The organism is Sphingopyxis terrae subsp. terrae NBRC 15098 (assembly GCF_001598815.1).
GTDB lineage: Bacteria > Pseudomonadota > Alphaproteobacteria > Sphingomonadales > Sphingomonadaceae > Sphingopyxis > Sphingopyxis terrae.
This window is the reverse complement of record NZ_BCZQ01000019.1, coordinates 127,855-153,356: the sequence shown is the minus strand read 5'-3', so window position 1 is coordinate 153,356 and position 25,502 is coordinate 127,855. Positions and strand designations below refer to the sequence as shown.

Below are 25,502 nucleotides of genomic sequence, written 5' to 3'. Positions count from 1 at the left end.
CTCTGAGCGAAGCCAGTTTTTCGGATAATCCAGAGAAGAATGTATCTGCGTCGGCTATTTTCACCGGGACGATTCCTCGATCAGACACAATCTTCGCGGCATCGTCATTTAGATCGCCTCGAGACATCCAATAGCTTGAAAAGCGTCTAGACGGCGCGCGTGATAGGGCGCTTCGCAAAGCGGGATCCCAAGCACCTGACCACCCACAGAAAATTATCCCAAATTCATCGAAGACTCGATCGAGGAGTTGGTCCATCTCCGGGGGATAATGCGATAGTTCGTTCTCCGTGTTCATGATCCGGGTATCGAGATAGTCGCCGTGTATTTTTATTATGCAGTGTTTTTGATGGACAAGTGGTAGCATACCTCGGGCTTGGTCAGCATTTGCAATAACAACCGGTACTATGCCTCTAGCCTCTAGGGCTTGTTCGAGCAGGCGGTCAAAATTTGTAGTGATGATTACTCGGATGTATCCTTCGGCCATTAACTCGGCGATCGCATTATGCGCGGCAGTTGGCTTCTTTAGTCCTTCTTCGCGCTCTTCATCGGCTGGCTCAAAAAAAGGCTTAAGGTACTGCTGCCTCTCAGTATTTGACTTGCAAAGTTGATCGAGGAGTTCAGAGTAATCTGGCTCTTTTTGATAGGTTTCGCGGTACCATTGATCCGCTGCGTCCCCCGTCTCTGCCGAAGAGGATATCGCGACCTTCCGAACCATTTCTAGTGTGATTTCCCAGCCGGTTGGGATTCCGGCTGGGCGTGAAACACCAGAACCGATTAGTAACGCATACGCGCCCTTATTCGATTGAAGGCTAAAAGCGAGCGATATCAGAGGGTCGATCATCTGATCGACTATTATACGCTATTCCTCGAAATGGAATTGACTATAGGGCGTCAGATGGAGCGTTCTTAGTCATGCTCCCGGCCACCAGCCCCCATATACAGCTCGCGGCCGGTTTCCTCATAAACCTCGCTCATTTTCGCCATGCCCTTTTCGGCCTCTTCGGCGGCGATGAAGGCGGCACTGTCCTGATTTTGCAGCTTCGCGAATTCGCGCACTTCCTGGCTGATCTTCATCGAGCAGAATTTCGGGCCGCACATGCTGCAGAAATGCGCCGACTTGGCGCCCTCCGCTGGCAACGTCTGGTCGTGGTACTGCTCCGCCGTGTCGGGGTCGAGCGACAGGTTGAACTGGTCGCGCCAGCGGAATTCGAAGCGCGCTTTCGATAGCGCGTCGTCGCGGACCTGCGCGGCGGGGTGGCCCTTGGCGAGGTCGGCGGCGTGGGCGGCGAGCTTGTAGGTAACGACGCCGACCTTCACATCGTCGCGGTCGGGCAGGCCCAGATGCTCCTTGGGCGTGACGTAGCAGAGCATCGCGGTGCCGTACCAGCCGATCTGCGCGGCGCCGATGCCGCTGGTGATATGGTCGTAGCCCGGCGCGATGTCGGTGGTGAGCGGCCCGAGCGTATAGAAGGGCGCCTCGCCGCACGCTTCGAGCTGCTTGTCCATATTCTCCTTGATCTTGTGCATCGGGACGTGGCCCGGCCCCTCGATCATCACCTGTACATCCTGCGCCCAGGCGCGCTTGGTGAGCTCGCCCAGCGTGTAGAGCTCGGCGAACTGCGCCTCGTCGTTCGCGTCATAGATGCTGCCGGGGCGGAGGCCGTCGCCTAGGGAATAGGCGACGTCATAGGCCTTCATGATCTCGGTAATCTCGTCGAAGCGTTCGTAGAGGAAGCTTTCCTTGTGATGCGCGAGGCACCATTTCGCCATGATGCTGCCGCCGCGCGACACGATGCCGGTCATGCGCTTGGCCGCGAGGGGGACGTAGGGCAGGCGGACCCCGGCGTGGATGGTGAAATAGTCGACGCCCTGTTCGGCCTGTTCGATCAGCGTGTCGGCGAAGATTTCCCAGGTCAGCTCCTCGGCGATGCCGCCGACCTTTTCGAGCGCCTGATAGATGGGGACGGTGCCGATCGGGACGGGCGAGTTGCGGATGATCCATTCGCGCGTGTCGTGGATGTTGCGCCCCGTCGACAGGTCCATGACGGTGTCGGCGCCCCAGCGGATCGACCAGACCATCTTGTCGACCTCGGCCGCGACGTCGCTGGCGACCGCGCTGTTGCCGATATTGGCGTTGATCTTGACGAGGAAGTTGCGGCCGATCGCCATCGGCTCGGATTCGGGGTGATTGATGTTGCTGGGGATGATGGCGCGGCCGCGCGCAACCTCGTCGCGGACGAATTCGGGGGTGACATAATCGGGGATGCTGGCGCCCCAATCCTGCCCGTCGCGGATGTACTCGGCAAGGCGTTCGCGGCCGAGATTTTCGCGGGTGGCGACATATTCCATCTCGGGCGTGATGATGCCGCGGCGAGCATAGTGCATCTGGCTGACGTTATGGCCGGGCTTCGCGCGTAGGACGGTCTTGCGGACGTTGGGGAAGGCGGGGACGCCGCCCGACCGGTCGGGGCCGAGCTGGCCGTTATCCTCGGGCCGCACTTCGCGCTGGGTCACCTCCTCGACATCGCCGCGGGCGCGGATCCACGCCGCGCGCAGTTCGGGGAGGCCCTGCGCGATGTCGATGTTCGCATTGGGATCGGTGTAGGGGCCCGACGTGTCGTAGACGCGGACGCTGGGCTCGCCCGAATGCGGGTCGAGGTCGATCTCGCGCATCGCGACGCGGATGCCGCTGCCCGTCGGGCTGGCGATGTGCACCTTGCGGCTGCCCCGAATAGGTCCGGTGGTGACGCCGATGCGGTCGGCGGCTTCAATGCGGGAATCGATGTCGGCCATGGGGTTCAGCTTTCCTTGGGGTGGGGTTCAGACAAGACGGAGGAGGCCCGCGGCGGTGAAGCCGAGGCCGAGGAGGAGCGCGAGGATGGCAAGCGGGCGCGTGCGCGTCCCCAGCTTGCGCATCCAGAAACGGACGTAGAGATCGGCAAAGGCGGTGACCGCCAGCGCCTCGATCACCGCGAGGCCGCCGAGGATGGTGAGGACGAGCGCGAGCGGATCGCCCGCGGGCCAGCCGTCGGGGCCGCGATTGGCGAGGTAGAGCAGGGTGCCGAAGATGATCTCGAACAGCCCGGTGAGCATCTGGAGCGCGGGCGAGCCTTCGATCTCCTCGATCATCCGGTGCCACTGGCCGGGGCGGCGCAGCTCGTCGATCGCGGCCGCGAGCAGGAACAGGCCGAGGATCAGCGCCGACCAGGCGGGCGCCTGCGCGGTATAAGAGGCGGCGGGGATGGCAGCATCGGGCATGGCACGCTCTCCTTCCTTGCTGACGGACGGGAAGGGGGTGCAAGCGGTCCGGTGACGATCCAGCGCGCGCCCTCCCTCCGCCCGTATTACCGGGATCAGGTTCGACGGGTCGCGGTCTATTCCGCTCTCAACCTGCGATTGCGCGGCAGGCTCCCCGGGGACGCAGCCACCATAGGCGCGCGCGGCGCGGCTGTCCATCGCGGTATCCGATGTACCGGTACCCGGCCCTTGCTGTCGCTTGCCCGGACGGACTCTTAGACTGGCCGCCCCGGCTGACACCCATCCTGAAAGCGAGGTTCGCCATGCATCCCGTCAATCCGCCGCGCCGATGGTGGCCCCTGTTCGCCGTGCTGATCGCATGGGCCGCCCTGGCCGCCGCCCCGTCGGCGCGCGCGCAGGCCTATCCTTGCCCCGGGCCGGGGCCCGGCGAACGGATGGTCGGCATGACGCCCGGCGGCGACGGTATCGCCCCGGTCCCCTTGTGCGTGCGCGACGATGACGGAGGCTATGACGACGAACCTGCAGCACCGCAGGCCCCCGTCCGCGACTATGCCGCGATCGCCTGGCATGCCGACGCGGCCGATGTCTGGTTCGAAGGCGGTTACAGCGATGCCGGGGTCGCCGAGCGCGAGGCGCGGGCCGCATGCAACGCCGTGATGGGCGGCGGCTGCACCACGACGGGCGAATGGTGGAATTCGTCGATGGCAATCATCCGCGACCGCCTCGGCAATTTCTACAACGCGTGGCTGGGCAAGGACCGCTCAGAACGGGACAAGGTGCTCGCGGATTGCAGCGCGCAGCAGCTGCTACCGTGCGAAATCTATATGACCTTCAATTCGTCGCGGCGACAATATCGTCCGGGCGCCGAGGCGCGCAAGATTTACGGCGCCGGGGCATGGGTGCACGGCAATGAGGGCTATGACGGCAAGCTTTACCTTGCAACCGGCTATCGCGAGAGCAAGGTCGCGGTCGACACGGCGGTCAAGGCGTGCAGCGATGCCAATCCCGGCCGCACATGCGAGATGGTCGCGCTGTCGGGCAACGGGATTATCCAGACCTTCCGCTACAACGGCAATTTCGACAATGCGACGGTCGAAACGACGCCGCGCCGCGCCAGGGAGGCCGCAAAGCATTTGTGCGCCCAGCTGAAGGCGTCGAGCTGTGTGCTCCAGGCGGCATTCGACAGCCGCACGCCGGGTGTTTTCGTCCACGAGTTCGCAGCGGCTTCGACCGGAAAATAGACGCCGCAGAACAGACGCGGCGTTGCGGCGAAGTCCGTCGCTCCCGGCTCGCCGATGCTGCCCTCCCGTCCGCATTGCGCCTTTGTAATGTTGCGGACGCAGGGGCGCCATGATGGGCGTGCCATCTTCGCCTTCCCATCGGGATGAAAGGAAGGCCTGTCATGTTGAGGATCAAACTCGCCACGCTTGGCGCCGCCGCGCTGCTCGCGCTGTCGGGAACCGCGGCGGTCGCGCAGGATGCGACCCCCTATTGCTCGAAGACGGTGACCGACAATTGCATGCAGCGCGAAGGCCCTGCGGTCGCGGCCAGGCACCATGCGGCGCACAAGCATCAGGCAGCGCGCAAGCACGCCGCCGCCCGGCGCCACGCTGCGGCGCATCGCAGGATGGCCACAAAGACTGCACCGGCACCCGCGCCCAAGAAGTGAAGCCGCGCCATGCGTCGCCGCGGGTCGCGCGGCGCATGGCCTTTTTCCCCGCACGTCGCGGCTTGCAGCGCGGCCCGGCCCCGCTACACTCGCCCGCAAAGCAACGATAGCGGGAGAGCGATATGGCGTCGGTGATGGACGAAGCGCGGGCGATCACGCCGGTCGATGTCAGCGACATCGCGCTCTATGTCGAGGATCGCTGGCGCGAGCCCTTTGCACGGTTGCGCGCCGAGATGCCGGTGAGCTGGTGTCCCGACAGCCCCTATGGCGGCTATTGGTCGGTCGCGACGCACGCGCTGGTCCAGGCGGTCGAGCTTGATCCGGCGACATTTTCCTCGTCTTGGAAAAATGGCAATATCGTCATCGCCGATCCGCCCCCCGAATCGAATCTGCCCAATTTCATCGCCGCCGATCCGCCGGTCCACACCGCGCAGCGCAAGGTGATCGCCCCGGCCTTCAACCCGAGCCAGATGGCGGAGCGCGAAAAGACGGTGAAGCAGCGGACGCGCGAGCTGTTCGACGCGCTACCGGTCGGCGAGACGTTCGATTGGGTCGAAAGCGTGTCGGTGCCGCTGACGATCGGGATGCTGTGCATATTGTTCGATTTTCCGTGGGAGGAACGCCACGACCTCAAACGCTGGTCCGACTATGGCGGCAATGTTTCGCCCGAGACGGCGAGCGAGGAATATCGCGCGCAGTGGATGGCCGAAATGGGCGCGATGCTGGCGCGCTTCGACCGCGAGCTCGAAGCGCGTAAGGCGCTGCCGCCGAGCGACGACCTGTTGTCGCGCATGGTCCACAGCGAGGCGATGGGCAGCCTCAACCCGATGGAGCGGCTCGCCAACATCGCGCTGCTGATCGTCGGGGGCAATGATACGACGCGCAATTCGATGAGCGGGCTGGTCGAGGCGCTGCACCGTTTTCCCGGCGAGCTCGATCGGCTGCGCGCCGACCCCGCGCTGATCCCCAATGCGGCGCAGGAGATCATCCGCTGGCAATCGCCGGTCACGCACATGCGGCGAACCTGCATGGCCGACACCGAACTGGGCGGACAGACGATCCGCCGGGGCGAAAAGGTGATCCTCTGGTATATTTCGGCCAACCGCGACGAGAGCGTGTTTCCGCAAGCCGACATTTTCGACGTGGGCCGCGACAATGCGCGGCGCCACGTCGCCTTCGGTCACGGCATCCACCGCTGCGTCGGGGCGCGGCTGGCCGAAATCCAGCTTTGCACGCTGATCGAGGAAATCGTGGCGCGCGGCATCCGCATCGAACCGCAAGGCGCGCCCGAGCGGCTGGCGAGCCCCTTCCTCCACGGGTTCGTCCATATGCCGGTGCGGATCGTCGCCGAATGACTTTCCAGACTGGAAAATTATAACTTGCCGAATCGGAAAGTCGGGCGTATCGCTTTCCGAGTTGGAAAATGATGCGGCGACACCTGTCGTTTCTGCATCGGGACCGAGGAGCAAGAAATATGAACCCGATCGAAGCCCGCGCCGCGCTCGACAGCATCGACGACGTCCAGCGCGACCTTGCACTGAAGGCGACCTATTGCCCGCCGTGGCGCCACGCGACGTTCGGTGCGGTCATGGCGCTGCTCGTGCTGGGCCAGGGTTTCGATATCGCGATCATGGCGCCGCTGTTCGCGGTTGCGATGCTGGCGGTGGTGCTGCTCGTCGCCGACGACCGGCGGCGTTACGGTCTGTTCATCAACGGTTATCGCAAGGGCCGAACTCTGCCGGTTACGCTGGCGCTGCTCGGCGCGATGCTGGCGGCGATGTTCGGCGAAATCCACGCCCGCGAAGCCGGACTGGCGCTGGGCACGAAGCTGGGCATCGCCGCCATCGCCTTTGGCGTCGCCGTCGCCGCGAGCATCGCCTGGAGCCGCATCTATCGCCGCGAACTGCTGAAGGGCACAGCCTGAGCCATGGACGGGATCGACATGGCGCTGCATGCGCCGGCGCGGCTGCAGATCGCCGCGCTACTCGCCAAGGTCAGCGAGATGGAGTTCGCCAAGCTGCGCGAGCTGGTTCAGGTGAGCGATTCGGTGCTGTCCAAGCATCTCGCCGCGCTGGTCGACGAAGGCTATGTCGATTTGCGCAAGGCGCCGCTCGGCGGACGCCAGCGGACATGGGCGTCGCTGACCCGCGCCGGGCACCGCGCGCTCGAGGCGCATGTCGCCGCGCTGCGCGCCATCGTCGCGCATCTTCCCGTCGCGGCCGAATGAGGCTAGGGGCGTCGCGGCTTTCCGGTCGGGGTGCGGGGGCCGCCTGTGCCCATTGCCCCGTTGGATGATATCGGAATGAAGGCAAGGGCGATGCCCGATGGCGGAGCGGCCGCATCGGCCGTGCCGCGGCGCGACTGGATGGCGTTGCTGCTGCTGGCGCTCGTGCTGCGGCTCGTCGCGGCGTGGCAGGAAAGCGTGCTGCATCCCGACGAGGTCTTCCAATATCTCGAAGGCGCCTTTCGCCTGCTCCACGGCTATTCGGTCGTGACCTGGGAATATCGCGACGGGATGCGCGGCGACCTGTATCCCGCCTTGCTCGCGCTGCCGATGCGGCTGGCCGAATGGATCGCACCCGACGGCAGCCTGACAATCTGGCTGCCGCGAACGATGATGGCGATATTGTCGCTGTCGATCGTTGCCGCGGCGGGCTGGATGGGCGCGCGCGTATCGCGGATGCACTTCTGGGTGGCGGGGCTGATCGCCGCATGCTGGCCCGATCTGGTCATTTTCGCGCCGCATCCGCTGACCGAACAGATGGCGGCTTTGCTGGCGGCGCCCGCGATCGCGCTGCTTTCGCCCGAACGGAGTGCGCGGCAACTGGTGGCGATCGCGGCGGCAGTCGGGCTGGCGGTGGTCTTTCGTCCGCATGTCGCGCCTGCGCTGGCGCTGGTGCTGCTGCTATATGTCTGGCGCACCGGATGGCAAAGCCTGTGGCCGCTGGTCGCGGGCGGCCTGATCGGCCTCGCCATCGGCGGCGTCAGCGATATTGCGGGGGGGCATTGGCCGTTCGAATGGATGGTGCATAATGTCGAACGCAATATCGTCGACAATGTCTCGGCGCGCTACGGTGTGTCGGGACCGTTCCAATATCTGATCGATATGGCCAAGCTGTGGGGCTTCTGGACGCTGCCGCTGCTGCTGGTCATCGCGATCGGCGCGCGGCGCTATCCCTTGCTGCTGATGCTTGCGATCGCCAATATCGCGCTCCATTCGGCGATCGGGCACAAGGAATATCGCTTCATCATCCTGTCGGTTTCGGCGATGATCCTGCTCGCGGGGGTCGGGACCGGCGATGCGATCGACTGGATCCGGCGACGCACGGGACGCGGCACGCTGTTTCCGGTCGCGATCGTGACGGTGGTGTGGGTCGCGGCGGCGGCGCAGACGACCCCGACGCTCTATCATTACGGACGGGCGACGGTGACGCCCTTTGCCGGCGAGGCATTTGATCTGGCGCGCGCGCGGCCCGGTCTGTGCGGGATTGCGGTGATCGGATATCCCTTTTCGCGGGCGCACGGATATGCGCGGTTGCAGCGACGGGTGCCGATGCTGTTGCAGACTCCCCGCGATCCGCGCCTCGACGCGGCGCTGTTCAATTTCGCGCTGGTCAAGAAAGGCTATGCCGCGCAATTGTCGCCCGATTTCCGCGTCACGCGCTGCGCGTCCGATGGGGGCGCGTGCGTCTTCGAACGTCCGGGAGGATGCCGCGCCGGCCATTCGCCCGGCGAAATCAACACCTACCTCATTCGGCGCGGGATGTAGGAGGATGCCGATGCGACCCGATCTGGACGATCCCGAGGCGCGCGCCGCCTATCGCCGCGAACTGCTCGGCGTCGGGCGCGGGATGCGGCGCGTCGGCTTTGCCGCGAGCCTGCTCGCGCTCGCGCTGTTGATGGGACCGCGGATGGGCGGTCCGTGGATGCTCGGCCCGCTGCCGACGCAATATTGGGGCTGGGCGGCGCTGCTGCTCAGCTGGACGCTGTTCGTCGTCGTGATCGTGCGGCGCACCCGCCACCACAAGCGGCGGATGGCCGAATAGCCATCCGCCGGATCGCGATCAGGCGTAGCGGAATTCGTCGCTGCGCAGGTCGATGAGCGGGAACGCGTCCTTTTCGGCCCAGTAATCCTGATTGTGCCGCCATTCGGGCTTGTCGCCGCGCCGTGGCATCGCGTCGAGCCCGCGCATCAGATAGCCGGGATTGAAATTGTCCGATTCGATCCACGGCAGGATCGCCATCCCCTCGTCCTGCGGGCGCAATACGACCTCGACCTTCTTTGCGCCGATGTCGTCCATGTGATTGAGCAGATTGCAGACGAAATCGCCCATCATGTCGACGCGCAGCGTCCAGCTCGCGCGGAAATAGCCCATCACCCACGCCATATTGGGAACGCCGGTCATCATCATGCCGCGGTAGGTGACGGTGTCGGCCCAGTCGACGGGCTTGCCGTCAACCTCGAACGGGATGCCGCCCATGACCGAGAGGTTGAAGCCCGTTGCGGCGACGATGATATCGGCCTCGATCTCGGTTCCTTCCGCGGTGCGGACGCCCGTTTCGGTGAAGCGGTCGATCGTGTCGGTGACGACGGTCAGCTTGCCCGCCGTCGCGGCGCGGAAGATGTCGCCTTCGGGGCAAAAGGCGAGCCGCTGCTGCCACGGGCGGTATTTCGGGGTGAAATGCGGTTCGAACGCAAAGTTGGGATCGCCCGAAAAGGCGCGGATCAGCTCTTTCAGCTCTTCGAACACCTGATCGGGTTCGGTCTGGCAGCGGCGCGTCATCATATCCTGATCGTGCATGATCTGCGCGCGCACGACGCGGTGGACGGTGGGTTCGTCGATCCCGACCTCGCGCAGCCGGTCGGCAAGTTCGTTCTTGTTCTCCGAGCAGAAGAAATAGGTCGGCGAGCGCTGAAGCATCGTCACATGCGCCGCCTTTTCGGCGAAGGCGGGGACGATCGTCGCGGCGGTCGCGCCCGATCCGATGACGAGGATACGCTTGCCCGCATAGTCGGTCGCGGGATCCCAGAGCTGGGCGTGGACGAACTGGCCCTTGTAGTCCGAAAGGCCCGGCCAATCGGGGATATAGGGCTTTTCATGGTCGTAATAGCCCTGGCACATCCACAGGAAATTGGCGGTGAAGACGACGGCGGCGCCATCGGCCTTGCGCACCGCCTCGACCGTCCAGCGGTTCGTCTCGCTCGACCAGCGGCAGGCGGTGATGCGGTGGCCGTAATGGATATGGTCGCCGATGCCGTTTTCCTCGATCACCTCGCCCATATATTTCAGGATTTCTTCGGCGCTGGCGATCGGCGCGCCGACCCAGGGTTTGAAGCGGTAGCCGAAGGTGTAGAGATCCGAATCGGAGCGGACGCCGGGATATTTGTGCGTTTCCCAGGTGCCGCCGAACGTGTCCTTCATCTCGAGGATCGCATAGCTCTTACCGGGGCATTGATGCTGGAGATGATAGGCCGAACCGATGCCCGAAATCCCCGCGCCGACGATCAGCACGTCGACATGGTTGGCATCCTTGGCAGTGGTGGCTTCGCGCGCCGCGGCGGGCGCCGTCGTGGTCGTCATGGCTTGTCCGCTCCCATTTTCTCTAGTTAGGGTGATTACCCTATACTATCGAGCATGAGTCGCGCCAGTCCGCTTTGATGTGGATCAAAAGCGCCCGTGCCGACGCGCGGTCAGCCGGTGCGGCGCGCCAGCCAGACCCCCGCGACCATCAGCGCGATCCCGGCGAGCCGCGCGGTGTCGACCGGAAAGCGCTGGGCGCCGAACAGGCCGAAATGATCGATGATCGCGGCGCTCGTCAGCTGTCCCACCAGCACGAAGAAGATCGCATTGCCGACCCCGAAGCGCGGCGCGATGAAGGTCACGGAGATCACGTAGAAAGCGACGAACAGTCCGCCAAAATAGAAATGAAAGGGAATGTCGGCGGAAAAGCGGATGTCGCCGAGCGCGCCGGTCGCAACCGCGCCGGTCAGCGCGACGAGCAGCGCCAGCCCGAACAGAATCACCGATGCTGCCATCGGGCTGCCGAGCCGCCCGCCGAGCCCGCCGTTGAGCGCGGCGAGGATCGGGATGCCTACTCCGGTAAGGAACATGATCGAGGCAAAGGTGGGGGCGGGGTTCGCGCTCATGCGGTCGGTCCTTGATTGCCGGGGTTGGAGACTAGAGCCCCAGTTCGTCGAGGCCGGGGTGGGTGTCGGGGCGGCGGCCCGTGTCGCCGCGATCCCAATGGAGCAAGCGCGCTGACTGGGCAATGGCGAGGTCGTTGATGCTCGCGATGCGCCGTGCCATCTGGCCGTTCGCCGCAAATTCCCAATTTTCATTGCCGTAGGACCGCCACCATTGGCCATCATGGTCGTGCCATTCATAAGCGAAGCGCACCGCGATCCGGTTGCCGGCAAAGGCCCACAGCGTCTTGACCAGGCGGTAATCCCGCTCGCGCTGCCATTTGGCGGCGAGGAAGTCGGTGATGGCGTTGCGCCCGGCAAGAAAGATGTCGCGGTTCCGCCAGACGCTGTCCGGCGTGTAGGCGAGCGCGACGCGCGCGGGGTCGCGGCTGTTCCATCCATCCTCGGCCAGCCGGACCTTCTGCGCAGCGCTTGCTGCGTCGAATGGCGGTAGCGGCGTACGGGTGCCGGTCATTTTGCGATCTCCAGCAGCCGTCCGCCGAGCCCGCCGTTGAGCGCGGCGAGGATCGGGATGCCGACGCCGGTGAGGAACATGATCGAGGCAAAGGTGGGGGCGTTGCCGCTGGTCATCGCTGTGTCTCCTGTTGCGCCTGCGCGGCGCGAAATTCGCCGACGGGAAGCCCGCCGATACCCCAATTGTCCATATCGACCTCGTCGATCGTCACAACGGTCGTCGCCGGATTCTTGCCCAGCACGCGCTGGAGCAGGTCGGTGACGCCGGCGATCAGCTCGCGCTTCGCCTCGGCGGACGCGCCTTCGCGGGTGATGCGGATATGGACATAGGGCATCGGCGGCTCCGTCGGTGGGATCAGAAAGGGGTGGCGAATTCGATACGGAGGCCGCCGGGCATGAAGCAAACGAAATGATGCGGCTGGGCGCCCTCGGCGATCGGCTGCGGCGGAAATTCGATACGGACGCCCGGATGCGCCTCCACGCGGGCGAACACTTGTCCCAGCGCCGCGTGATCGGCGACGCCCAGTGCCAGATGATGCAGGCCGATATTCTTGCGCCGGTCGAAATGCGTCGCAGTGGCGGGATCCTCGACCCGCCAGAGCGTCAGCAGCGTGGTGCCGTCCGACACGAAGATCGCGGGGTAGGAGGGGCGTTCGCCGACGACCACGAAGCCCAGCGCTTCGGTGAAGAAATCGCGGGCAGCCTCGAGGTCGGGAACGGCGAGGCCGATATGGTGCGCGCCGGTCGTCAATTTGTTGGTCATTGGTCTTCCTTCCTGGATTGGGCCGCGCGCAGGGCGGCAAGCTCGGCGCGCAGCTGGTTGAGTTCGGCAGCCATCGGTCGGACGGCGGCGGAGATTTCGGTTTCGGTGAAGCGCGGCGTTATGTGCTGGGGGCAATTCCAGTCGAAACCCGCCACATCGATCACGAAGCCGCGCTCGGGGGTTGCGCGGTAGCCGTCGGGCATCAGCGAGGTGACGAGCGCCGGATCTTCGGCGATGTCGACGATCCGCCCCTCGCCGATCAGCTTGAGCCGGCGGCGATTGGGATAGTCCATCAGGAACAGCGACACGCGCGGATTTCCGGCGAGATTGGCGGTGCTGATATATTGGCGGTTGCCGGTAAAATCGGCGAAGCCGAGGCGATTGCCGCCGAGCGGGCGCAGAAAGCCGGGCGGGCCGCCGCGGTGCTGGATATAGGGCCAGCCCTCTGCGGTGATGCTGCCCAGATAGAAGCTGTCGCGGTCGGCAATGAAGTCGAGTTCGCGGGCGGTCAGCATGTCGCTGCCGTCACTGTCGGCCTCCATCCGTGCGTAGCTGGCGCGCGATCCGTGCTGGGCCTGCAGGCGCCGCGCCGCGTCGGTGAACAAAGTGCGGAGATAATGTTGCGCCATGCAGGTGACCTTCGGGCAAGAGGGCGCGAGCGGGGCGCCGGGATCGGGGGTTGGGGGCCTCCCTCGCTCGCAAACCCCATCTATCGTGTTGCCGCAGACGCGATAATCAGCGATTGATGGACATCTCTATTTCAAAATGTGGAATAATCGATGGATCGGCTGCTGACTCTCGAGATGTTCGTGGCGGTGGCGAGCGAAGGCGGATTCGCTGCCGCCGCGCGCAAGATCGGCAGTTCGCCGCCCGCGGTGACGCGGGGCATTGCCGCGCTCGAGGCGAGGCTCGGCACGAGCCTGTTCCACCGCTCGACGCGCGCGGTCGCGCTGACCGACGAGGGCGCGGTCTTTCTGGGGCAGGCGCGGCGTATCCTGGCCGATCTTGCGGGGGCCGAGCGGGCGCTGCGCGGCGGCGAGGCGGAACCGCGCGGCCAACTCTATCTGACCGCGCCGGTGATGTTCGGGCGGCTGCATGTCCTGCCCGTGGTCGGCGAGTTGCTCGCCCGGCACGATGCGCTGGCGGTGCGGATGATGTTGATCGACCGCAATGTCCGCATCGTCGAGGAGGGTATCGACATCGCGCTGCGCATCGGGCCGCTCGCCGATTCGAGCCTGAAGGCGGTCCGCATCGGCGCGGTGCGGCAGATGCTGGTCGCGAGCCCCGGCTATCTGGCGCGGCGGGGCGCCCCCGCGACGATCGACGCGCTCGCCGGCCATGATCTGATCGTATCGACCGGACCGCGCGCGGCGGGCGAGTGGAATTTTGCCGAACGTCGCTGGCGGGTCGAGCCGCGCCCGCGGCTGGTGGTGAACACCGTCTATGCGGCGATGGCGGCCGCCGAAGCGGGGATCGGTATCGCGAATCTGCTGAGCTATCAGGTGATGGACGGCGTCGATGCCGGACGCCTGATCGCGCTGCTCAACGCCGAACAGCCGCCGCCCTTGCCCGTCCATCTGGTCTTCGAACAGTCGCGCGCCGGCCTGCCCGCGGTCCGCTTGCTGATAGAGGCGATGCGGCGCCGGATGCGCTCGGCGGGGCTGGGGTGACGCGGGCGCGGCAGCGCGCTAGGATAGGGCGATGACCGATCGTCCCTGTCTGACTGCGCGCCGATGAGCCGCGCCGCGCGCCTGGCCGGCTATGCGTTGATGGCGGCGGCGGTGCTGCTGGCGCTTGCGATGCGGCGCGGGCTGATCGAGAGCCTGGGGCCGTTTCCGGTCGCGGCGGTGGCGCTGCTGATCGGGATGATCGGCGTAATGCTGGTGTTCACCGACCTGATGGTGCGCGGGCTTTATGCGCAGATCGGTGCGGCCAAGCGAGCCGAGGACGAGGGCGAATAGCGCCTTTTCGTTCGACACTATCGGCGCTTACCATTATGACGGGCCGATGACCGACCGTCCGCATACGCCGCTGCTCGACACGGTGGATGTCCCCGCCGACCTCCGCAAGCTCAAGCCCGAACAGCTTCGCCAGTTCGCCGACGAACTGCGCGCCGAAACCATTTCCGCCGTGGGAACCACGGGCGGCCATCTGGGATCGGGGCTGGGCGTCGTCGAACTGACCACCGCGCTGCATTATGTCTTCGACACGCCGCGCGACAAGATCGTGTGGGACGTCGGCCACCAATGCTATCCGCACAAGATCATCACCGGTCGCCGCGACCGCATTCGCACGCTGCGCCAGGGTGGCGGGCTGTCGGGCTTCACCAAGCGCAGCGAGAGCGAATATGACCCGTTCGGCGCCGCCCATTCGTCGACCTCGATCAGCGCCGCGCTGGGCTTTGCCGTCGCGAACAAGCTGAAGAACGAACCCGGCCGCGCGATCGCGGTGATCGGCGACGGGTCGATGTCGGCGGGCATGGCCTATGAGGCGATGAACAATGCCAAGCAGGCGGGCAACCGGCTGATCGTCATCCTGAACGACAATGACATGTCGATCGCGCCGCCGGTCGGCGGCCTGTCGGCCTATCTGGCGCGGCTGGTGTCGTCGCGGCCGTTCGTCGAGCTGCGCGAGATCGCGCGGCGCTTCGCCCGCAAGCTGCCCCAGCCGCTGCACAAGGCGGCGAGGAAGACCGACGAGTTCGCGCGCGGCATGGCGATGGGCGGAACGCTGTTCGAGGAGCTGGGCTTTTATTATGTCGGGCCGATCGACGGCCATAATCTCGACCATCTGATCCCGGTGCTCGAGAATGTCCGCGACAGCGACCATGGCCCGGTGCTGATCCACGCGGTGACGATGAAGGGCAAGGGCTATGCCCCCGCCGAGGCGGCGGCCGACAAATATCATGGCGTCCAGAAATTTGACGTCATCACCGGCGAACAGGCGAAGGCGCCGCCGGGCCCGCCCGCGTACCAGAATGTGTTCGGCGAAACGCTGGCCAAGCTCGCCGACAGTGACCCGCGCATCGTCGCGATCACCGCTGCGATGCCGTCGGGCACCGGGGTCGACAAATTCGCCAAGGCGCATCCCGACCGGAGTTTCGACGTCGGCATCGCCGAGCAGCATGCGGTGACGTTCGCGGCGGGGCTCGCGGCGCAGGGGATGCGGCCGTTCGCGGCGATTTACTCGACCTTCCTCCAGCGCGCCTATGATCAGGTCGTCCACGACGTCGCGATCCAGAATCTGCCAGTGCGCTTTGCGATCGACCGTGCCGGGCTGGTCGGCGCCGACGGATCGACCCACGCGGGATCGTTCGACGTCACCTATCTGGCGACCTTGCCGAACATGGTGGTGATGGCGGCAGCCGACGAGGCCGAACTGGTCCATATGACCTATACCGCTGCCGAATATGACGACGGCCCGATCGCCTTTCGCTATCCGCGCGGCAATGGCACCGGCGTACCGCTGCCCGACACGCCCGAGAAGCTGCAGATCGGCAAGGGGCGCGTCGTGCGCGCCGGCAAGACGGTCGCGATCTTCTCGCTCGGCACCCGGCTTGCCGAGGCGCTGAAGGCCGCCGACACATTGGAAGCGCGCGGCCTGTCGACGAGCGTGATCGACCTGCGCTTCGCCAAGCCGCTCGACGAGGAGCTGATCCGCAAGACGCTGGCGAGCCACGAGGTCTGCGTGACGATCGAGGAGGGCGCGATCGGCGGGCTGGGCGCGCATGTGCTGACGCTGGCAAGCGACGCGGGGCTGATCGACGCGGGGCTGAAGCTGCGCACGATGCGGCTGCCCGACCTGTTCCAGGATCAGGATTCGCCGCAGGCGCAATATGACGCCGCGGGGCTGAATGCGCCGCAGATCGTCGATTGCGTGCTCAAAGCGCTGCGTCACAATAGCGCGGGGGTCGAGGAAGCGGGCGCACGGGCTTGAGCGGCACGGCGGCCTCCGGCGAGGTCTTCGAAGCATATTATTCGATTCCGCGGCTGCTGCTGGCGCTGGTCGGCGCTTTGGCTTTTGTTGCGGCGGCGCTGCTGATGGCAAATGCCGGGCTTGTTTCTGGTTCATGGCTGGTCGCGGGTGCTGCGGTCGCCGGAATCGCCTTTTTCGGCTTTGTCGCCGCGATTATCGTCCGACGCCTGTTCGACCGGCGCGTCCAGATCTGCATCGATGCCAAGGGAATCATGGTGCGCGAATGGTCGGATCAGGTGATCGCGCATCGTTCGATCCGGCGCGCTAGCGACATGGGGCAGTTCGTGGGGCTCTTCCTGCACACGCCTGAAAAATATCCGACGACCCGTGCGATGCGACGCTTTCTGCTGCGCGTCGGGGGCGAATTGCAACGATCGGCGGGCGATATTTATATCGTGAAATATCAATATGATCGTCGCGCGGAAGCGATTTTTGACGCGCTAGACCGGATGCGGCCGCGCACGGCATTCGAAGAAGAGGTTGAGCGCCGGGTGGCGAACGCGCGCGCGTCGAGCTGATCCGCAGGAAAGGGAGCGTCGATGGATTTCCTGAAACTGATCCAGTCGCTCGACGAACTGCTGTACGAAATCATGTCGTGGCTGATCTTCTATCCGGTCACGCTGTGGCGCGCGCTGACGCGGCCGCTCAAGATGATGGACTATTCGGACGCCGAGCAGGGCGACGCCGAGGACCAGCAATATACCGACACGCTGTCGCCGCCGCTGTTCCTGCTCCTGACGCTGGTGCTTTGCCACGCGGTCGAACTGTCGGTCGTGGGGCAGAACGAGATTGTGATGCGCCAGGCCGGGCTGGGCAGGCTGGTCGACGACGATTCGACCTTCATCCTGCTGCGCGTCGCCTTTTTCAGCCTGTTTCCGCTGATCATGGCGGCGCGGTTGGTGCGCGCGCGTGCCGTCAAGCTGGACCGTGGGTCGTTGAAGGCCCCCTTCTATAGCCAATGTTATGTGACCGCGCCTTTTGCGCTGATGGTTTCGACGAGCGGAATGCTGATGCAACTGGCGCCCGGCGGCAGCCCGCTGTGGGGCCTCGCGCTGCTCCTCGCGGCCTTGCTGTGGTTCGGCAGCTTGCAGATATTGTGGTTTGCGCAGCATCTGCGGATCGGCCGGCTGCGCGCTGCGCTCCATGCCTCACGCGCGATGGTCGAGGCGCTGATCGCCTTTGTCGCGATTTCGCTGATTTTCGTGGGGATATGAAAACGGCCCGGGGATGCCGGGCCGTTTCGATCAGTTGCTTGTGCGCAGAATCAGGCGCCGGGGATCGACGCGCTGGCTTCGCGGCCGTCGCCCTGCGGCGCGGCGATGATGTCGCGGGTGACGAGGCCCTTGTCGACGACCTGCGTGTCGGGGCTGCCGACCTGGCTGCGGATACCGGGGTCGGCGCGCGCGCCGTCGGCGCTGCCGATGATCGCGTCTTCGGCCGGGCTGCGCGGCGATTCGCCGCCGAAGAGCGCGCGCAGCGTCTGTTCGGCGGTGGTTTCGTTGCCGGGGCGCGCCGCGCCGGGGGCGGGCGGGGTCAGCGAGAAATCGGGCGGCACGACGAGCGGCGCCTGCCGCGACACCGCCATTTCGTCGGGGCGCTGGCGGCTGAACAGGCTGTTCGATCCGCAGGCCGACAGCGTCATCGCGACGATCGAGGCGGCAAGGATGGCTTTGGTCCGGTTCACTTCAAATAGACTCCCTATGCGCCCCGTTTACTCTTTCGCCGCCTGATCGGCGGCCGCTGGGGTCTTTTCGCCGAAGAGCAGCGCGCGCGCAACCAGCAAAAGCACGCCGAGCGTGATGCAGGCGTCGGCGACGTTGAAGATCATGAAGGGGCGGAAGGCCCCGAAATGCAGATCGGCGAAATCGACGACATAGCCGAAACGCACGCGATCGATGATATTGCCGAGCGCGCCGCCGAGGATCATCGCGAGCGCGATGACGTCGCCGCGCGCCTTTTCGCGCGTCATCCATAGCGCGACCGCCGCCGCGACGATGGCGGTCAATGCGACGAGCGTCCAGCGCGTCGTGTCGTTGCACTTGGCGAACATCGACAGCGAAATGCCGCAGTTTTCCGCCCAGGTCAGGTTGAAGACCGGCAGCAGCTCGATCTGCCCATAGGGCTGGGTTTCGAGCGACAGCGGCACGACCACCACCCATTTGACGAGCTGATCGAGACAGAAGGCGAGCGCGGCGACGATCAGGCCGAAGCGCAGGTGGGGAGAACGCGTGCTCATTGCGCGTCCAATACCGTCTCGCACCGATTGCACAAGGCGCCGTCGGCGGTCACTTCGGGAAGGTGACGCCAGCAACGGCCGCATTTGTGGTTTTCGGTGCGCTTCACGTCCCAGTCGCCTTGATGAACGGTCGAGGTGATGAAGATTTCCTCATAATCGACGTCGCCGGCTTCGTTCGGGAGCCATACTTCGGCTTCAAGGCTGGAGCGGATGGTCTTTTCGCGGCGCAACGGTTCGATACGTTCGGTGACGAGCGCGCGGGTGCCGCGGATTTGCGCCCATTTCTCAATCAACTCGTCATTCCCGCGAAGGCGGGAATCCAGCTTTTCACCGTCGTTGGAAGCTGGACCCCCGCCTTCGCGGGGGTGACGGAGGAGAGCGGCGAAATCCGGCCACTCCAGCAAATGCACGCTGCCCGCTTCGGGATAGCGCGTGCCCCACACTTCCTCGCTGGTGAACACCAGCACCGGCGCGGCGTAGCGGACGAGGGCGTGGAACAGCACGTCGAGCACGCTGCGATAGGCGCGGCGAGTGTCGGTGCCGAGCGGCGCGGCGGGGCCGAGGTCGCAGTAAAGGACGTCCTTGCGGATGTCGAAATAGAAGGCCGACAGATCCTCGTTGCAGAAATCGGCGAGCAGGCGCGTGTAGGCGTTATAGTCGAAATCATCGACCGCTTGGCGCAGCTTTGCGTCGAGATCGGCGAGCAACGACAGCATATAGCGTTCGAGTTCGGGCATCGCCGCGACGTCGGTGATGCGTTCTTCCTCCGTAAACCCGTCGAGCGCGCCGAGCAGGTAGCGGAAGGTATTGCGCAGCTTGCGATACTGGTCGGCAACCCCGGCGAGGATTTCCTTGCCGATGCGGTGATCCTCGGTGAAATCGACGCTGAGCGCCCACAGGCGGAGGATGTCGGCACCATAGTCGCGCATCAGGTCGATCGGGCTGATTGTGTTGCCCAGCGACTTCGACATTTTGAAGCCCTTGGCGTCCATCGTGAAGCCGTGCGTGAGGACGGCCTTATACGGCGCCTGCCCGCGCGTGCCGCAGCTTTCGAGCAGCGACGACTGGAACCAGCCGCGATGCTGGTCGCTGCCTTCGAGGTAGAGGTCGGCGCTGTGGGTGCCGCCGTCGTGGCGGACGAGCGCGGGCCAGCGGCCGCTTTCGAGGACAAAGGCGTGGGTGCAGCCCGAATCGAACCAGACATCGAGAATGTCGGTGATGCGCTCGTAATCGGCGGCGTTGTAGTTATCGCCGAGATATTCCTGCGCGCGCGCGTCACTCCATGCGTCGACGCCGCCCTCGCGAACGGCTGCGACGATGCGGTCGTTGACGAGCGGGTCGTTGAGATATTGCCCGGTCTTGCGGTCGACGAACAGCGTGATCGGCACGCCCCATGCGCGCTGGCGGCTGAGCACCCAGTCGGGGCGCCCCTCGACCATCGACCCGATGCGGTTGCGGCCCTTGGCGGGGACGAAGCGGGTGTCGTCGATCGCCTGCATTGCCGCCTGCCGCAAGGTCGGGGCGTCGCACAGGCCCTCTTCGGCGGGGTTGATCGCGCCGCCTTCGCTCTCCCAGCGCTGCTCGCGCGGCGCCTTGGGCTCGATATGGGTCATCACCTTGTCCATCGGCACGAACCATTGCGGGGTGCAGCGGAAGATGATCTTGGCCTTCGAGCGCCAGCTGTGCGGGTAGCTGTGCTTGTAGTCGGCGCTGGCTGCGAGCAGCGCGCCGGCGTCGCGAAGGTCCGAACAGATCGGGCCGTCGGGAGCGTTGAACTTGGGGTTGATCACGCTGCCCTGACCGCCAAGCCATGCCCAATCTTCGCGATATTTGCCGTCGCCCTCGACCGCGAAGACGGGGTCGATGCCGTTCGCCTTGCAGAGGTCGAAATCATCCTCGCCATGGTCGGGCGACATATGGACGAGGCCCGTGCCGCTGTCGGTGGTGACGAAATCGCCCGCGAGGAAGGGGCGCGGGCGGGCGAAGAAGCCGCCGAGCGCGTGCATCGGGTGGCGGGCGATGGTGCCGGCGAGGTCGGAGCCTTTGCCCGTCCAGACGATGCGCGGCGCGGTCATTACGCCAGTCCCATCCTCTTGCGATTGGATGCCAAATTTGCCCGGAAATGCCCGGCGCGAAAATTCCCCCAGCAGTGGCAATGCAACGAGATGGCGTCGGCCTTCGACCTCCGCCACAACATACTCGACTTCCGGCCCATAGGCCAAAGCCTGGTTGACCGGGATCGTCCACGGGGTCGTCGTCCAGATCACCGCATGCGCGCCGACCAGTTCGGCGATCGGGCTCTCGACAATCTCGAACGCCACATCGATCTGCGTCGAGACGATATCCTCATATTCGATCTCGGCTTCGGCGAGCGCGGTCTTTTCGACCGGCGACCACATCACCGGCTTGGCGCCGCGATAGAGCATGTCGTTGGCGGCGAACTTCAGCAGTTCGCGCACGATGGTGGCCTCGGCCTCATAATCCATCGTGAGGTACGGATGGTCCCAGTCGCCGCCGATGCCGAGGCGCTTCAGCTGCTCGCGCTGGGTGTCGACCCAATGCTGCGCATAGGCGCGGCATTCGGCGCGGAATTCCTCGACCGGAACCTCGTCCTTGTTGAGCTTTTTCTTGCGATACTGCTCCTCGACCTTCCACTCGATCGGCAGCCCGTGGCAATCCCAGCCGGGCACATAAGGCGCGTCCTTGCCCTTCAGCGTCTGGGTACGGACGACCATGTCCTTCAGGATATGGTTGAGCGCATGGCCGATATGCATGTCGCCATTCGCGTAAGGCGGTCCGTCGTGGAGGATAAACTGGTCGCGGCCCTTGCGGGCTTCGCGAATCTGCCCCTCCAGATTGCCCTCGAGCCATTTCGCCAGAATCAGCGGCTCCTTCTGCGGCAGGCCGGCCTTCATCGGAAAGTCGGTCTTGGGCAGGAAGACGGTGTCGCGGTAATCGCGCTGTTCTGCAGTAGGCGTGCTGTCGGTCATGGTCGCGGCGCTTAGCGCAAGTGAGGCGCGCTAGTCACGTTTAAGTTGATCGCGTCATGTCCGGGGCGATTCGAAGGGCGTCTGGGCCCCGGCTTTCGCCGGGGTTCACAAGACAAGGCCGCAAACCTGTGAACCCCGGCGAAAGCCGGGGCCCAGAAGGTCAGTTCAAAGGTCCGCAAGAGAGGTCGCGCCATTCAGGATTCGCCGCTTCAATGAGCTCGATCTTCCACGCGCGGTTCCATTCCTTCATTTGAACCTCGCGCCGGCGGGCGTCGTGGAGATTGTCGAAATGCTGGTGCCAGACGAGCATCTTGAGGCCGTACCTCTGTGTGAACCCGGCGACTCTCCCTTGGCGATGCTGTTCGATGCGATGGGCGAGATTGCTGGTCACGCCGATGTAGAGCGTCCCGTTACGTTTATTGGTGAGGATGTATATCCAGCCCTGTTTCATTGACTCACAGTATACTGGGCCCCGGCTTTCGCTGGGGTTCACTAGGCCCGAAACGGAGCTATTTCTGGCGTGGGCGGAGCGCCGGGCCGAGATTGTAGATGTCGTCGATCCACACATAGCCGGTAAAGCTGGCCGGGATGCGCGTAAGCTGATCGACGCGCCACAGGCCCATGCCGCCCTGTTTGTCGCCGCGGGCGCCGGTCATCAGGACGCGGGTGCCGTGCGCCGCCGCGCGCGCCTGCAGGCGGTCGGGCCAGCCCCAATAGGCCCATTGATAATCGAGCGGCACCATGATCGTGCCGCCGACGCAGCTCGGCGGATACCAGCCCGACCAGCCGAACTTGATATAATCGCCGGTGCAGCGCTTGGCGCCATCGGGATCGAGCGTCCAGGCGCGCGGCGCGCGCGCGCGAATCGGCTGGAGCACGCGCGCATTGCCGAAAAAGCCGAACCGCGGCTGGTTCGGATCGATCCCGGCGCGGGCAAAGGCGGCGAGCGCCAGCGCACCCTCGCGCGGGTCGCGCGACTTGAAGTTGACGATCAGCGACGCGTGGCCGAGATCGCGCAGCACATCGTCGAGGCTGGGCATCAATCCCACCCCCTTGCCGCGCAGGGGGAAGGTCTTTCCGCCGTCGGCGGTATAGCCATAGCCGATGTCGAGCCGCTTGAGTTCGGCCATCGTGCGGTCGCGGATATTGCCCTTGCCGTCGGTGCGGCAGTCGAGCGTCCAGTCGTGGAACACCGCCAGCCGGCCGTCCTTCGTCGCCGCGACGTCGAACTTCACCGCCCCGGCGTCGCGGCCGATTGCGACCTTCATCGAGGGCAGGCTGTTTTCGATATAGGCATGTTCGGGCGGATAGATGCGCGTCGCGGTGCAACTGTCGTCGGTGACGCCGCGATGGTCGAAAAGCTGCGAAACGCCGCGGTGCGCGATCAGGACGCGCTTGCCGACGGGATCGGACGCGAGCCAGGTCGCGTTCGACAGGGTGAGCCAGGCGACGAGCGCGGCGAAGAGCCAGAGGAAGATTTTGGTGCCGCGCTTCATCGGCTTTTTGGGCGGGCCGGAGAGGCCGGCTGCCCAGTCGTCGCTGTCGGTCATCTTTCCCCCTCATTATGCCGAAACGGCCCCCTGATCAGCGTGTGAACCCCGGCGAAAGCCGGGGTCCATGCGATGCTGGTGCGCCCGATGGGCCCCGGCTTTCGCCGGGGTTCACGGCGGGCATGTCAGACGTCGGCGAGCAGCCGCTTCGCCTCGTCACAATCTGCCGCAATCTGCGCCATCAGCGCGTCCATCCCGTCATATTTCGCCTCGGGCCGGATGAAGGCGCGGAATTCCACGTCGATTTCCTGACCGTAGAGGTCGCCGTCGAAATCGAAGAAATGCGGTTCGAGCAATTCCTTGGGCGGATCGAAGCTCGGCCGGATGCCGAGGTTCGCGGCGCCCTTGAGGGTACGGCCATCGGGCAGGCGGCCGGTGACGGCGTAGATGCCGTAGCGCGGGCGCAAATAGGTGCCCATGTCGATGTTCGCGGTCGGAAAGCCGAGCAGGCGGCCGTTCTTGTCGCCATGCTGGACGGTTCCGCGCACCGTGAAGGGGCGGGTGAGCAGGCGCGCCGCGGTCGCGCAGTCGCCCGCGCGCAGCGCGTCGCGGATGCGGCTCGACGAGATTACCTCGGCGCTGTCGTCGACCGGCGCGACCATCTCGGTAAAGAAGCCGAGGCGGCGGGCATGGTCGGCGAGGGTCACGACATCGCCGCCACGGCCCTTGCCGAAGACGAAATCGGCGCCGGTGACGACCCCCGCCGCGCCATAGCGGTCGAGGAGGAGCGCGGTGATGAAATCCTCCGCCGTCGTCGCAGCGAGCGCGGCGTCGAAGGGGAGGACGAGCATCGCGTCGGCGCCCGCCGCGCCGAACAATTGCTGCCGCTGGTCGAGCGTGGTCAGGCGGAAGGGCGGGACGTCGGGTTTGAAGAAGCGCACCGGATGCGGGTCGAAGGTCGCGACGATCGCGGGGCGCCCGTCGTCCTTGGCATGATGCACCGCGCGGCCCACCACCGCCTGGTGTCCGGCGTGAAAGCCGTCGAAATTTCCAAGCGCGATGACGCCGCCGCGCAGCGCACCCTCGATACGTTCGTGGCCGTCGAGGCGGATCATGGCCGGCGCGCTCCCCCCCACGCCGTTTCCCCGAGCGAAGACGAGGGGCCATGCCGAGCGACGTCGAGGCAGCGGTTCTCGCTGCGCTCGAACAAGCCCCTCGTCTTCGCTCGGGGATGCGGGAAGATCGGGCCTGCCACCTATTTCGTGCCCATGCCCATCGGCACAATCCCCGCGCGGATGACGCGGAGCGCGTTGCCGCCCATCGCGGCGCGGATGTCGTCGTCACTGAAACCCGCGTCGAGCAGCGCCTGCGTCACCTGAACCAGCTTCGATGTGTCGAAGCGGACCGTGGTGGCACCGTCATAATCGCTGCCGAGCGCGACATATTGGATGCCGACGAGGTCGCGGACATGCTTCATCGCCCTGGCGACGCTGGCGGGCGAGGTGTCGCACACCGCCGCGTCCCAATAGCCGATGCCGATGACGCCGCCGGTCGCAGCGACCCCGCGGATTTCGTCGTCGGTGAGGTTGCGGTTGACCTTGCACGTCGCCTGCACCCCGCCGTGGCTGGAGACGACCGGCCGGCGCGCCATCTTGAGGATGTCCGCGACGCAGGCGTGGCTGCAATGCGCGATGTCGACGATCATCCCCTTCGCTTCCATCCGGCCGATCAGGTCGCGGCCGAGCGGGGTGAGGCCGCCCTTTTTCATGCCGTGCATCGATCCGGCGAAGATATTGTCGAAGAAGTGGGTGATCCCCGCCATGCGGACGCCGGCGCCGTAGAGCTTGTCCAGATTGTCGATATTGCCGTCGAGATCGTGGAGCCCCTCGACGCTGAGCATCGCGCCGACGGGAGGCGGGGTTTTGGTGCGCCGCGCGGCGAGCAGCGTGTCGAGTTCGGCGGGGTTCGCGACCGCCATCAGCTTGCCGTCCGACGCCGCGGCGGCGCGGTGCAGCTTCGTCGCGTGCCAGAGCGAGCGTTCGAGTAGCGAGTTCCACGTTCGCACCGGCTGAAGCTGCGCGATCACCAGCGGGGTGATATTGTCGCTGTCGTCGCCATTGGCGTCGTAATTCTGTCCCTTCGGCGATTTGGTGGTGCTGGAGAGGATCTGGAGCGCGACGTTGCCCTCTTCGAGCCGCGGCAGGTCCATATGGCCGCGGGTCGCGCGGTTCAGGAAATTGCGTCCCCACAGCAGGCTGTCGCTGTGCAGATCGACGATCGTCAGCGTCTTGTGCAGCGCGGCGGCGCGCGCGCTGACCGTCGGCAGCGGCTTGCCGTCGACCTTGTTGAGCCCACGCTCGATCATGCCGGGGGCGAGGAGGAAGAAGGCGGCCGCCCCCACGACGAGCAGTGCTACGATGCCGATCAGCCAGCGGCGCATGTCAATTCTCCCCCATTGTCCCG

28 protein-coding genes and 1 riboswitch are annotated in these 25,502 nt (G+C 65.4%); of the genes, 12 read left to right on the top strand and 16 right to left on the bottom strand.

What is annotated here, in order from left to right:
* The 3 genes from STE01S_RS19735 to STE01S_RS13105 form a co-directional block, all read right to left on the bottom strand.
* Positions 1–841, bottom strand: an 841-nt coding sequence (locus STE01S_RS19735; RefSeq protein ID WP_174531839.1) for an SIR2 family protein, incomplete at its 3' end; no start/stop codon positions are given.
* A gap of 65 nt (positions 842–906) precedes the next feature.
* Positions 907–2,793, bottom strand: a complete 1,887-nt coding sequence (gene thiC, locus STE01S_RS13110; protein ID WP_062768284.1) for a phosphomethylpyrimidine synthase ThiC — start codon at positions 2,791–2,793, stop codon at positions 907–909.
* Positions 2,794–2,820: 27 nt separating this feature from the next.
* Positions 2,821–3,258 (bottom strand): hypothetical protein, encoded by a 438-nt coding sequence (locus STE01S_RS13105; RefSeq protein ID WP_058812964.1) that lies wholly within the window; start codon positions 3,256–3,258, stop codon positions 2,821–2,823.
* Positions 3,259–3,313: 55 nt separating this feature from the next.
* Positions 3,314–3,425, bottom strand: a riboswitch (TPP riboswitch).
* A 135-nt stretch (positions 3,426–3,560) separates the two neighbouring features.
* Between STE01S_RS13105 and STE01S_RS13100 the strand changes: the two genes are divergently transcribed.
* The 7 genes from STE01S_RS13100 to STE01S_RS13070 all read left to right on the top strand — a co-directional run bounded on the left by STE01S_RS13100 (position 3,561) and on the right by STE01S_RS13070 (position 8,973).
* Positions 3,561–4,499, top strand: a complete 939-nt coding sequence (locus tag STE01S_RS13100; protein ID WP_062768282.1) for a DUF4189 domain-containing protein — start codon at positions 3,561–3,563, stop codon at positions 4,497–4,499.
* 161 nt (positions 4,500–4,660) lie between these two features.
* The gene (locus STE01S_RS13095; protein WP_062768279.1) at positions 4,661–4,927 is read left to right on the top strand and encodes a hypothetical protein; all 267 of its coding nucleotides are present in this window, start codon (positions 4,661–4,663) and stop codon (positions 4,925–4,927) included.
* Positions 4,928–5,049: 122 nt separating this feature from the next.
* Entirely contained in the window at positions 5,050–6,282 is a 1,233-nt protein-coding gene (locus tag STE01S_RS13090; RefSeq protein WP_062768276.1) for a cytochrome P450, read from the top strand.
* A 119-nt stretch (positions 6,283–6,401) separates the two neighbouring features.
* Positions 6,402–6,851: a hypothetical protein gene (locus STE01S_RS13085; RefSeq protein WP_062768273.1), complete on the top strand. Its 450-nt coding sequence runs from the start codon at positions 6,402–6,404 to the stop codon at positions 6,849–6,851.
* Between the two features lie 3 nt (positions 6,852–6,854).
* Positions 6,855–7,154 carry a transcriptional regulator gene (locus tag STE01S_RS13080; protein ID WP_003041004.1) on the top strand — a complete coding sequence of 100 codons (300 nt, stop codon included), beginning with the start codon at positions 6,855–6,857 and terminating at the stop codon, positions 7,152–7,154.
* 90 nt (positions 7,155–7,244) lie between these two features.
* The gene (locus tag STE01S_RS13075; RefSeq protein ID WP_062768270.1) at positions 7,245–8,696 is read left to right on the top strand and encodes a glycosyltransferase family protein; all 1,452 of its coding nucleotides are present in this window, start codon (positions 7,245–7,247) and stop codon (positions 8,694–8,696) included.
* 10 nt (positions 8,697–8,706) lie between these two features.
* Entirely contained in the window at positions 8,707–8,973 is a 267-nt protein-coding gene (locus STE01S_RS13070; RefSeq protein WP_156000960.1) for a hypothetical protein, read from the top strand.
* An 18-nt stretch (positions 8,974–8,991) separates the two neighbouring features.
* Here STE01S_RS13070 and STE01S_RS13065 read toward each other — a convergent pair whose 3' ends face one another.
* The 6 genes from STE01S_RS13065 to STE01S_RS13040 all read right to left on the bottom strand — a co-directional run bounded on the left by STE01S_RS13065 (position 8,992) and on the right by STE01S_RS13040 (position 12,977).
* Positions 8,992–10,509: a flavin-containing monooxygenase gene (locus STE01S_RS13065; protein WP_062768268.1), complete on the bottom strand. Its 1,518-nt coding sequence runs from the start codon at positions 10,507–10,509 to the stop codon at positions 8,992–8,994.
* A gap of 110 nt (positions 10,510–10,619) precedes the next feature.
* Entirely contained in the window at positions 10,620–11,075 is a 456-nt protein-coding gene (locus STE01S_RS13060) for a DMT family transporter (RefSeq protein ID WP_062768265.1), read from the bottom strand.
* A gap of 31 nt (positions 11,076–11,106) precedes the next feature.
* A complete protein-coding gene (locus STE01S_RS13055) occupies positions 11,107–11,586 on the bottom strand; it encodes a nuclear transport factor 2 family protein (protein ID WP_062768263.1) in 480 nt (159 codons plus the stop codon).
* A gap of 112 nt (positions 11,587–11,698) precedes the next feature.
* Positions 11,699–11,920 carry a tautomerase family protein gene (locus STE01S_RS13050; protein ID WP_003040991.1) on the bottom strand — a complete coding sequence of 74 codons (222 nt, stop codon included), beginning with the start codon at positions 11,918–11,920 and terminating at the stop codon, positions 11,699–11,701.
* 20 nt (positions 11,921–11,940) lie between these two features.
* Positions 11,941–12,348 carry a VOC family protein gene (locus STE01S_RS13045; protein ID WP_058812954.1) on the bottom strand — a complete coding sequence of 136 codons (408 nt, stop codon included), beginning with the start codon at positions 12,346–12,348 and terminating at the stop codon, positions 11,941–11,943.
* Positions 12,345–12,977, bottom strand: a complete 633-nt coding sequence (locus tag STE01S_RS13040; protein WP_058812953.1) for a pyridoxamine 5'-phosphate oxidase family protein — start codon at positions 12,975–12,977, stop codon at positions 12,345–12,347. Before STE01S_RS13040 ends, STE01S_RS13045 begins: the two co-directional genes overlap by 4 nt.
* Before the next feature lie 150 nt (positions 12,978–13,127).
* Here STE01S_RS13040 and STE01S_RS13035 point away from each other — a divergent pair, with 150 nt between their 5' ends.
* The 5 genes from STE01S_RS13035 to STE01S_RS13015 all read left to right on the top strand — a co-directional run bounded on the left by STE01S_RS13035 (position 13,128) and on the right by STE01S_RS13015 (position 17,537).
* Entirely contained in the window at positions 13,128–14,018 is an 891-nt protein-coding gene (locus STE01S_RS13035) for a LysR family transcriptional regulator (protein ID WP_062768260.1), read from the top strand.
* A gap of 63 nt (positions 14,019–14,081) precedes the next feature.
* On the top strand, positions 14,082–14,309 hold the full coding sequence (locus STE01S_RS13030; protein WP_058812951.1) for a hypothetical protein: 228 nt from the start codon (positions 14,082–14,084) through the stop codon (positions 14,307–14,309).
* 46 nt (positions 14,310–14,355) lie between these two features.
* Positions 14,356–16,284 carry a 1-deoxy-D-xylulose-5-phosphate synthase gene (dxs, locus tag STE01S_RS13025; protein ID WP_062768257.1) on the top strand — a complete coding sequence of 643 codons (1,929 nt, stop codon included), beginning with the start codon at positions 14,356–14,358 and terminating at the stop codon, positions 16,282–16,284.
* Complete coding sequence (locus STE01S_RS13020) at positions 16,281–16,841, top strand: STM3941 family protein (RefSeq protein WP_062768254.1); 561 nt, start codon at positions 16,281–16,283, stop codon at positions 16,839–16,841. Before dxs ends, STE01S_RS13020 begins: the two co-directional genes overlap by 4 nt.
* A gap of 21 nt (positions 16,842–16,862) precedes the next feature.
* Entirely contained in the window at positions 16,863–17,537 is a 675-nt protein-coding gene (locus STE01S_RS13015) for a hypothetical protein (RefSeq protein WP_003040972.1), read from the top strand.
* Between the two features lie 50 nt (positions 17,538–17,587).
* On the opposite strand, the gene STE01S_RS13010 is transcribed toward STE01S_RS13015, so the two are convergent.
* From STE01S_RS13010 to STE01S_RS12980, 7 genes are all read right to left on the bottom strand, one after another.
* Positions 17,588–18,007: a DUF3035 domain-containing protein gene (locus STE01S_RS13010; RefSeq protein ID WP_003040968.1), complete on the bottom strand. Its 420-nt coding sequence runs from the start codon at positions 18,005–18,007 to the stop codon at positions 17,588–17,590.
* Positions 18,008–18,034: 27 nt separating this feature from the next.
* Positions 18,035–18,559 (bottom strand): signal peptidase II, encoded by a 525-nt coding sequence (lspA, locus tag STE01S_RS13005; protein WP_062768251.1) that lies wholly within the window; start codon positions 18,557–18,559, stop codon positions 18,035–18,037.
* On the bottom strand, positions 18,556–21,549 hold the full coding sequence (gene ileS / locus STE01S_RS13000) for an isoleucine--tRNA ligase (RefSeq protein WP_062768248.1): 2,994 nt from the start codon (positions 21,547–21,549) through the stop codon (positions 18,556–18,558). Before ileS ends, lspA begins: the two co-directional genes overlap by 4 nt.
* Positions 21,550–21,709: 160 nt before the next feature.
* A complete protein-coding gene (locus STE01S_RS12995; RefSeq protein WP_062768245.1) occupies positions 21,710–22,000 on the bottom strand; it encodes a GIY-YIG nuclease family protein in 291 nt (96 codons plus the stop codon).
* A 58-nt stretch (positions 22,001–22,058) separates the two neighbouring features.
* Positions 22,059–23,099, bottom strand: coding sequence for a glycerophosphodiester phosphodiesterase family protein (locus STE01S_RS12990; RefSeq protein ID WP_082813328.1), 1,041 nt, complete (start codon positions 23,097–23,099; stop codon positions 22,059–22,061).
* A gap of 125 nt (positions 23,100–23,224) precedes the next feature.
* On the bottom strand, positions 23,225–24,154 hold the full coding sequence (locus tag STE01S_RS12985) for a bifunctional riboflavin kinase/FAD synthetase (protein WP_062768243.1): 930 nt from the start codon (positions 24,152–24,154) through the stop codon (positions 23,225–23,227).
* A gap of 140 nt (positions 24,155–24,294) precedes the next feature.
* On the bottom strand, positions 24,295–25,479 hold the full coding sequence (locus STE01S_RS12980; protein WP_062768240.1) for a dipeptidase: 1,185 nt from the start codon (positions 25,477–25,479) through the stop codon (positions 24,295–24,297).
* Positions 25,480–25,502 lie beyond the last annotated feature (23 nt).

Excerpts from the sequence above, each read along its gene's own strand:
- STE01S_RS13030 (WP_058812951.1), top strand. The coding sequence starts at position 14,082 with ATGAGCCGCGCCGCGCGCCTGGCCGGCTATGCGTTGATGGCGGCGGCG.
- STE01S_RS13070 (WP_156000960.1), top strand. The coding sequence starts at position 8,707 with ATGCGACCCGATCTGGACGATCCCGAGGCGCGCGCCGCCTATCGCCGC.
- STE01S_RS13015 (WP_003040972.1), top strand. The coding sequence starts at position 16,863 with ATGGATTTCCTGAAACTGATCCAGTCGCTCGACGAACTGCTGTACGAA.
- STE01S_RS13060 (WP_062768265.1), bottom strand. The coding sequence starts at position 11,075 with ATGAGCGCGAACCCCGCCCCCACCTTTGCCTCGATCATGTTCCTTACC.
- STE01S_RS13080 (WP_003041004.1), top strand. The coding sequence starts at position 6,855 with ATGGACGGGATCGACATGGCGCTGCATGCGCCGGCGCGGCTGCAGATC.
- STE01S_RS13065 (WP_062768268.1), bottom strand. The coding sequence starts at position 10,509 with ATGACGACCACGACGGCGCCCGCCGCGGCGCGCGAAGCCACCACTGCC.
- STE01S_RS13050 (WP_003040991.1), bottom strand. The coding sequence starts at position 11,920 with ATGCCCTATGTCCATATCCGCATCACCCGCGAAGGCGCGTCCGCCGAG.
- thiC (WP_062768284.1), bottom strand. The coding sequence starts at position 2,793 with ATGGCCGACATCGATTCCCGCATTGAAGCCGCCGACCGCATCGGCGTC.
- STE01S_RS13035 (WP_062768260.1), top strand. The coding sequence starts at position 13,128 with ATGGATCGGCTGCTGACTCTCGAGATGTTCGTGGCGGTGGCGAGCGAA.
- STE01S_RS13085 (WP_062768273.1), top strand. The coding sequence starts at position 6,402 with ATGAACCCGATCGAAGCCCGCGCCGCGCTCGACAGCATCGACGACGTC.
- STE01S_RS13040 (WP_058812953.1), bottom strand. The coding sequence starts at position 12,977 with ATGGCGCAACATTATCTCCGCACTTTGTTCACCGACGCGGCGCGGCGC.
- ileS (WP_062768248.1), bottom strand. The coding sequence starts at position 21,549 with ATGACCGACAGCACGCCTACTGCAGAACAGCGCGATTACCGCGACACC.
- STE01S_RS13105 (WP_058812964.1), bottom strand. The coding sequence starts at position 3,258 with ATGCCCGATGCTGCCATCCCCGCCGCCTCTTATACCGCGCAGGCGCCC.
- STE01S_RS12995 (WP_062768245.1), bottom strand. The coding sequence starts at position 22,000 with ATGAAACAGGGCTGGATATACATCCTCACCAATAAACGTAACGGGACG.
- STE01S_RS12985 (WP_062768243.1), bottom strand. The coding sequence starts at position 24,154 with ATGATCCGCCTCGACGGCCACGAACGTATCGAGGGTGCGCTGCGCGGC.
- STE01S_RS12990 (WP_082813328.1), bottom strand. The coding sequence starts at position 23,099 with ATGACCGACAGCGACGACTGGGCAGCCGGCCTCTCCGGCCCGCCCAAA.
- STE01S_RS13100 (WP_062768282.1), top strand. The coding sequence starts at position 3,561 with ATGCATCCCGTCAATCCGCCGCGCCGATGGTGGCCCCTGTTCGCCGTG.
- lspA (WP_062768251.1), bottom strand. The coding sequence starts at position 18,559 with ATGAGCACGCGTTCTCCCCACCTGCGCTTCGGCCTGATCGTCGCCGCG.
- dxs (WP_062768257.1), top strand. The coding sequence starts at position 14,356 with ATGACCGACCGTCCGCATACGCCGCTGCTCGACACGGTGGATGTCCCC.
- STE01S_RS13090 (WP_062768276.1), top strand. The coding sequence starts at position 5,050 with ATGGCGTCGGTGATGGACGAAGCGCGGGCGATCACGCCGGTCGATGTC.
- STE01S_RS13055 (WP_062768263.1), bottom strand. The coding sequence starts at position 11,586 with ATGACCGGCACCCGTACGCCGCTACCGCCATTCGACGCAGCAAGCGCT.
- STE01S_RS13075 (WP_062768270.1), top strand. The coding sequence starts at position 7,245 with ATGCCCGATGGCGGAGCGGCCGCATCGGCCGTGCCGCGGCGCGACTGG.
- STE01S_RS13095 (WP_062768279.1), top strand. The coding sequence starts at position 4,661 with ATGTTGAGGATCAAACTCGCCACGCTTGGCGCCGCCGCGCTGCTCGCG.
- STE01S_RS13045 (WP_058812954.1), bottom strand. The coding sequence starts at position 12,348 with ATGACCAACAAATTGACGACCGGCGCGCACCATATCGGCCTCGCCGTT.
- STE01S_RS12980 (WP_062768240.1), bottom strand. The coding sequence starts at position 25,479 with ATGCGCCGCTGGCTGATCGGCATCGTAGCACTGCTCGTCGTGGGGGCG.